This window comes from Deltaproteobacteria bacterium (assembly GCA_011773515.1).
Classification (GTDB): Bacteria; Desulfobacterota; Deferrimicrobia; order J040; family J040; genus WVXK01.
This window is the reverse complement of sequence record WVXK01000065.1, coordinates 31,314-37,840: the sequence shown is the minus strand read 5'-3', so window position 1 is coordinate 37,840 and position 6,527 is coordinate 31,314. Positions and strand designations below refer to the sequence as shown.

At 60.5% G+C, this 6,527-nt stretch carries 4 protein-coding genes and 1 pseudogene (1 of these 5 only partly in view); all 5 read left to right on the top strand.

Features of this window, described 5'->3' with window-relative positions; translation table 11 throughout:
- Positions 1-711, top strand: a pseudogene (locus GTN70_08125) (molybdopterin-dependent oxidoreductase) (it extends 1,697 nt beyond the left edge of the window).
- An 18-nt stretch (positions 712-729) separates the two neighbouring features.
- Positions 730-1,164: a hypothetical protein gene (locus tag GTN70_08120; GenBank protein NIO16951.1), complete on the top strand. Its 435-nt coding sequence runs from the start codon at positions 730-732 to the stop codon at positions 1,162-1,164.
- A gap of 62 nt (positions 1,165-1,226) precedes the next feature.
- The gene (locus GTN70_08115) at positions 1,227-2,390 is read left to right on the top strand and encodes a hypothetical protein (GenBank protein ID NIO16950.1); all 1,164 of its coding nucleotides are present in this window, start codon (positions 1,227-1,229) and stop codon (positions 2,388-2,390) included.
- Positions 2,391-2,669: 279 nt separating this feature from the next.
- Positions 2,670-5,213 carry a CHASE2 domain-containing protein gene (locus GTN70_08110; GenBank protein NIO16949.1) on the top strand — a complete coding sequence of 848 codons (2,544 nt, stop codon included), beginning with the start codon at positions 2,670-2,672 and terminating at the stop codon, positions 5,211-5,213.
- Between the two features lie 63 nt (positions 5,214-5,276).
- On the top strand, positions 5,277-6,527 hold a 1,251-nt coding region (locus tag GTN70_08105), incomplete at its 3' end, for a protein kinase (GenBank protein NIO16948.1).

The following is a 6,527-nucleotide window of genomic DNA, read 5'->3' as shown; positions in this document are numbered from 1 at the left end:
CACGGGAAACTCTTCGACTACCCGAAGGCGGACTACCCCGTACCTGCGGGGCAGAGGCCCTCGGATGCAAGCGAATCGGCAGGTTTCTACGTGGAAAAGGCCCTCTTCGAGGAGTACAGGAAGTTCGGACTGGGCCACGGCCACGACCTTGCGCCCTTCGACGCGTACCATGAATCGAGAGGGCTCAGGTGGCCCGTAGTGGACGGGAAAGAGACATTGATCCGCTTCAGGGAGGGGTATGACCCCTACGTGGAGGAGGGGAAAGAGTTTCAGTTCTACGGCAACAAGAAGCAGGGCGACAGGGCCACGATCTGGCTTCGACCGTACGAGCCGCCCCCGGAAGTACCGGACGCCGAATATCCGTTCTGGCTGTGCACGGGCAGGGTCCTCGAGCACTGGCACTCGGGTACCATGACCAGGAGGGTAAAGAGCCTCTACCGGTCCTACCCTCACGCCACGGCGAACGTGCACCCCGGAGATGCGCAAAAGCTTCAGCTCAAAACGGGTGACAAGGTGCGGATACTTTCGCGCAGGGGACAGGTCGATATTTTCGTAGAGGTGGGCGGAAGGGTCACCCCGCAGCAGGGGATGGTCTTCGTACCGTGGTTCGACGAGGATGTCATGATCAACGATGTCACCATCGATGCCTACTGCCCCATATCCAAGCAGAACGACTTTAAAAAGTGTGCGGTTAAAATTGAAAAGATATGACAAACCCGGGGGATACCAATGAAGGCACGTAAGAATAAGCGATGGGGCCTGTTTCTTGCCCTTCTCCTGGTCGGAGCCTGCGGGGCAACGTCGGGAAACGTCTACCGCGAGAAGGGGCTCGTAACCGGCAAGCCTGGCATGAACGTATACACGGGGAAAGATCCGGGAGAGACATCGCCCCTGGCCCGCCCCTACGAAATCGCGCCTCCTCTCGTTCCCCACCGGGTTTCCAGCTTTACGATAGACAGGTCCACGAACGAGTGCCTCGACTGCCACCTGGAGGGTGAAGAGATGGGAGACGGCCACAGCAGGGCTGCCAGAGTCCCGCCATCCCATTTGAAGAACGAGCATACCGGAGAAGCCACTATGGAGGACGTCGTGGGAATCCGGTACAACTGCACCCAGTGCCACGTCCCGCAGTCGGCGGAAGAGCCGCCCGTCTCGCAGATGTAGGAGAGCAAATCCATGGAGGTTGACAGCCTCAGGGCGCAGGGACCCTGTGGACAGACTCCATTATGCCCGGTAAAGAAAACAGGTCCCAAACCCTTCTGAACGAGATCGCCGGTGGCCTGGGAGACGTCGGCGTATTCGTTCCCCTCGCCCTGGCCCTGGTCATCGAGAACGGATTCGACCTCCAGGGGATATTTCTCGCAGCCGGCCTTTTCTACCTCCTGTCGGGAACATGGTTCGGCATCCCGATGCCGGTGCAGCCGCTCAAAGCGATGGCCGCTATCGCCCTCGCGTCGGGGCTTTCGCAGGAAGTGCTCCACGTGGCGGGGATCGAGTTCGGCGCTATCATGCTCCTGCTGCTCATTCCCGGTGCCGCCGGGATCCTGCAAAAACTCTTTCCCCTGCCGGTGATAAGGGGTATCCAGCTCGCCCTGGGCATCATCCTGGCAAAAACGGGAGTATCGATGGCCCTGGGGAGTCCGCCTCTCGCCATGCTCGCGGCGGCGCTGTTTGCCGCCACGCTCCTCTTCATACGGGCTCTTCCTCCGATACTTCCCGTGCTGGCAGCAGGAGTCATCATCGCCATCGTAAGGGGGGATCCGGCATCTGTCGCGGCAGCGGGTCCCGCGGCAAAAACCCTCTCCCCGGTGATGAGCCTCGACGGCCTCCTCTTCCCCCTCGTGGCGCTGGTCATCCCCCAGCTGGGGCTCACCGTGGGAAACTCCGTGATGGCCACCATCCAGACGGCAAAAGATCTCTTCCGGGAAAGGAGCCGACGGGTGACGCTCCGAAGCCTGGCCACGAGCATCGGCATCGGGAACGTGCTGAGTCCCCTTCTCGGGGGTATTCCCATGTGCCACGGCTCGGGTGGCCTCACGGCCCACTACCGGTTCGGCGCCCGGACCGGCCGGGCAACAGCCACTGTTGGGGCCCTCTTCCTCCTCATCGCCCTCCTGCCGGGCCGCTACTCACAGCACGTGCTCTTCGGCTTCCCCCTGCCCTTTCTGGGGGTACCCCTGGTGATCGTCGGCGTGTTTCACGCCCTCCTCGCCCGAAAGATCCTCGTCAGGGGAAACCACGCGGCCGCCGCAGTCGTCACGGCCCTCGCATCCGTTCTCACCCACAACCTCACCGCCGGGGCAGCCCTCGGCCTGGTCACCTTCAAGATCCAGGAGTCCCTCGTCTACATCCTTGCGAAGCGAAAAGCCCTCCGGGAAAAATACGAATAAGCGAAAATAGTGCTTAATTTTCGTAGGTTTGCTGCCCCAGAGACCTTTCGCCCGTCTCCCCTCGATGTTTCCCCCTAAACTATCTATCGCATCTGCCGAAAAAAAAGTAATGGGAGGGTACGCCATCACAGGGGGGAAAACACCTCGAACGGCCCGGTCCGTGGAATTTTCACGGCCCGCCGGGTATCGTGTCCCGGGAACTTTCCCCTGCGGTGGAACAGGGAACAGCGGGGCCCGGGAGGAAAAACGACAGGGCCTCCCGACCCGGGGAGAATAGGCGTGCGGATACTGCGATTCGTTTTCAAGGACTGGGTTCTGGGAATCTGGCTCACCCTGCTCGTTCTGGGGGCCTCTTCCCTCGAATATTTCCCCCTGAACAGGCTCGACTACGCAGCTTACGATCTGATGTCGCGGATGAGAAAAAGCGGCGCCCCGGCGGACGTGGTCGTCGTGGCGATAGATGAAAAAAGCGAAGAGGCCCAGGGGAGCTGGCCCTGGCCCCGGGCGCACACAGCCAGCTTGGTCGAGCGCCTTGAAAGCTACGGGCCGAAAGTGGTGGGTGTCGACATTTTCTACCCCGAGAGGGAGTCGATCCCCGGCCTCGTTTCGGTGCGGAAGGTATCCGATAACCTCAAAAACACGAAGGGCAAGGGGATCAGGAAGCTGTACCGGTCGCTGAAAGAGGCGGAAAGGCAGCTCGAGGGGGACCCCCGGCTCGTATCGTCGGCGAAATCTTCGGGCAACGCGGTATATCCCTTCCTATTCGCCGTGACGGGAAAGGCCGGCGAAGACGAAGTACCCCCGTTTCTCGAGAAAAACTCGGTCGTTATCGACACTCCTCCCGTCAATATTACGCGCGTCAAAGCCGACCTTCTGTCCCTGAAAAACCCCCTTCCCGCCTTGATTCGGAGGAAAAAAGAAGCGAAAAGCGTAAAGCACCCCTTCGGTGGGCTCGCCGCGGCTGCCCGCTCCCTCGGCCACGGAAACATTATACCGGACGGGGACGGCACGGTGAGGCACGAGGCGCTGCTCGTCCCTTACCGGGGCAGGTACTACCCCTCCTTCGCCCTCCAGATCGCCCTCGCCTATCTGATTAACGATACTCGCCCTGTGGCCGCCCTTCGGGTCGATGACGCAGTCCCGGGGCTTGGCATGGGAGAAACCCACATCCCCACGGACGGAGATTTCCGCATGCTCCCCAACTTCGGGGGCAGGGAAAAAATCCCCGCTTTTTCCTCTGCCGACGTCATGGGGGGCACGGTAGAGGGAAAGGAGTTCAGGGGCAAGGCGGTCCTGATCGGGTACACGGGAGCCGGCGCCAGGCGCTATCCTGTCCCGTCCGGCGAGTCTTTGTCCGCCGTCGAAATAGCCGCAGGTGCGGTGGACAGCATCATCAGGGACAACCATATCGTGCGCCCGAGGTGGGCATTCGGCATAGAGTTTCTGGTCATCGCCTATTTCGGCGTGTTCGTCTCCTTCATCCTGCCGCGGGTGGGGGTAAAAGTGGGGGGACTCCTCATCGTTCTGTCTATTCTGCCTGCCTTCGCGGCGGCGGCATTTCTTTTCTTCTCCCTGGGATACTGGGTCATGCTCTTTTCCCCATCCCTGCTCCTTTTAGCGGGCTACCTCTCCGTTGTCACCAGGGAATACGTTTCCTTCGGTAAGAGGTCCGCAAAAGAGGCCGACACCATCGAGAGCAATAAGATGCTCGGCCTGTCGTTCCAGAACCAGGGACTTCTTGACCTGGCCCTCGAGAAGTTCATGAAGTGCCCCGTGAGGGACCAGTCGGTCAAGGTGCTCCTCTACAACCTCGGGCTGGATTTCGAGAGAAAGAGAATGCCCGCGAAGGCAATAGCCGTCTATGAGCATATCCTGAAAGCCGGCGGCTTCAAAGACGCGAAAAAAAGAGCCAGAAATCTGGAGGCATCAGAGGGAACCGCTGTCATCAGCAGGGACGCATCGAGCAGGGGCACGATGATGCAAAACGCAGGCCCCGGGGCCAACCCCACACTTGGTCGGTACGAGATTTTGCGGGAACTCGGGCGCGGCTCGATGGGCATGGTCTTTCTGGGCCGCGACCCGAAGATAAACCGCGAGGTGGCGATCAAGACCCTCACCTACGCCGATGTGGAAGAAGAGCAGCTCGCCGAGGTAAAAAAGCGCTTCTCCCAGGAGGCCGAGGCGGCGGGGAGGCTTTCTCACCCGAACATCGTGACCATCTACGACGCAGGGGAGGAGCACGACATGGCATACATGGCCATGGAATTGCTCGCGGGAAGCGACCTCCGCGCATTCTGCAGCCGCGGGAACCTCCTTCCATCCAAGGAAGTCATGCGCATCATTGCCGACGTGGCCGATGCGCTTGATTATGCCCATAAAAAGGGCATCATACACAGGGACATCAAACCGGCCAACATGATGCTCCTTGACGACGGCACCGTGAAGGTCACCGACTTCGGCATCGCCAGGATCGTCGAGCACTCGACGACCCACACACGCATGATACAGGGAACGCCGGGTTACATGTCGCCGGAGCAGGTAAACGGAGAGAAAGTCGGCCCCCAGTCCGATCTCTTCTCGCTGGGCGTCGTCTTCTACGAGCTTCTCTCGGGCAAGAAGGCTTTTCCGGGCGACGGCGTGTCCTCCATCATGTACCGCATATCGAAAGGCAAGCACCTCCCCCTTTCCACCGTGGCGAGGAAAGTGCCCAACCGCCTGAACTCCATCGTGAAAAAGCTCATGGCCACGAAAACGGCGAAAAGGTACAAGAGAGGGTCCGACGTGGCAAAGGATATACGGGCGCTGCTCGATGGGAGGATCTAGGCTCGGTGTCTGCCGGTGAAATCGAGGGAAAGGACCGGTCAACCGGGTCAAGTTCGGGGAAAAATGTGCCGAAATAGCACCCAGAGAGGATCCGATTCCCCGGAAAAGGGCGGGAGCCCTGCAGGCTACGGAGGGATAGAACTGGTCGATTTTTTCAAAAATAAGCTCGCGGCCTTCGTGAAAAGGACGGGCGAGGGGGTGCGCTTGGTACCGGTCCTGGTAAAAAAGCCGGCGGTCGCCCTCCACTGGCTCGCAACCGCCCGCATAGCCCAGGTAGCCATCGTGGTGCTGGCTTTGACGGTCCCCACAGTCATCGCGGGAGCGATAGACTCCCTGCTCGAAAGTCAGTACCCTCCCCGCGTCCACGAGGAGCTCTTCGGATTGATGAAGAAAACGTACACCAACCCGCGGCTGGCCGATAAAAAGGAGCAGGTGCGAAGCGTCCTCTGGCTTTCCTCGGGGGGGCTCGTTTTTCTGCTCCTTTTTCTGCACATTCCAGAAGCCGTGAAAAGTGCCGACAGGAAGGCACGGAAGATCGAGGCGCAGGCCGACGCCCACCTCCAGGGCGAGCCCTCAAAAAGCGTGATCCTGTACCGCTCCGCCCTGAAGCTGGCCACCTGCGCCGATCAAATCGCCTCCCTGAAAAACAAAACAGGCGCCATAGACAAAAAGGTCCTCGGGAAAGAGCCCGATCCCGAAAGGACCCTCCTGGTTTCTCCCCCGGTGAAGCAGAGCGGACAGTCAGAGGCGGGCAGAAGCAGCGGGTTCCTCCAATCTGGCGGAAACAGCCGGTACCGTGTCAAGGGGGCCCTGGGAAAGGGGACTACGGGCATAACCTACCGCGCATTCGACGCAGTCCTGGAGCGTGACGTGGCCATAAAGGAGCTCCACCGGGACCTTGCGGGAAATCCCGAGCTTACCTCCCGATTTCGCAGGGAGGCGAAGGTCCTTGCCCAGCTGACCCACCCCGGGATCGTCCAGGTATATGACTTCGTCGAGGAGGGAGGCCGGATTCTTATCGTTATGGAGCTGGTCCGCGGGGGGGAACTCACGGACCTTTTAAGGGAGCGGGGGCACATAACCGTTCCGGAAGCGGCGCGCCTCGGCGTTTCCATGACCGAAGCCATGGGGTACGCCCACGCGCGGGGTATCGTCCACCGGGACTTCAAGCCCTCAAACGTCATGCTCACCGTGGGAGGTTCGCCCAAGATAGCGGATTTCGGCCTGGCCACCTTTGCCCGGGATGCCCGTAAGGGAGAGGTGGCGGGATCGCCCTACTACATGAGCCCCGAACAGGCAGAGGGAAAGAGCGCC

What these genes read in the sequence shown, in the direction of transcription:
- GTN70_08120 (NIO16951.1), top strand. Translation starts at nt 730, where the DNA reads ATGAAGGCACGTAAGAATAAGCGATGGGGCCTGTTTCTTGCCCTTCTC.
- GTN70_08115 (NIO16950.1), top strand. Translation starts at nt 1,227, where the DNA reads ATGCCCGGTAAAGAAAACAGGTCCCAAACCCTTCTGAACGAGATCGCC.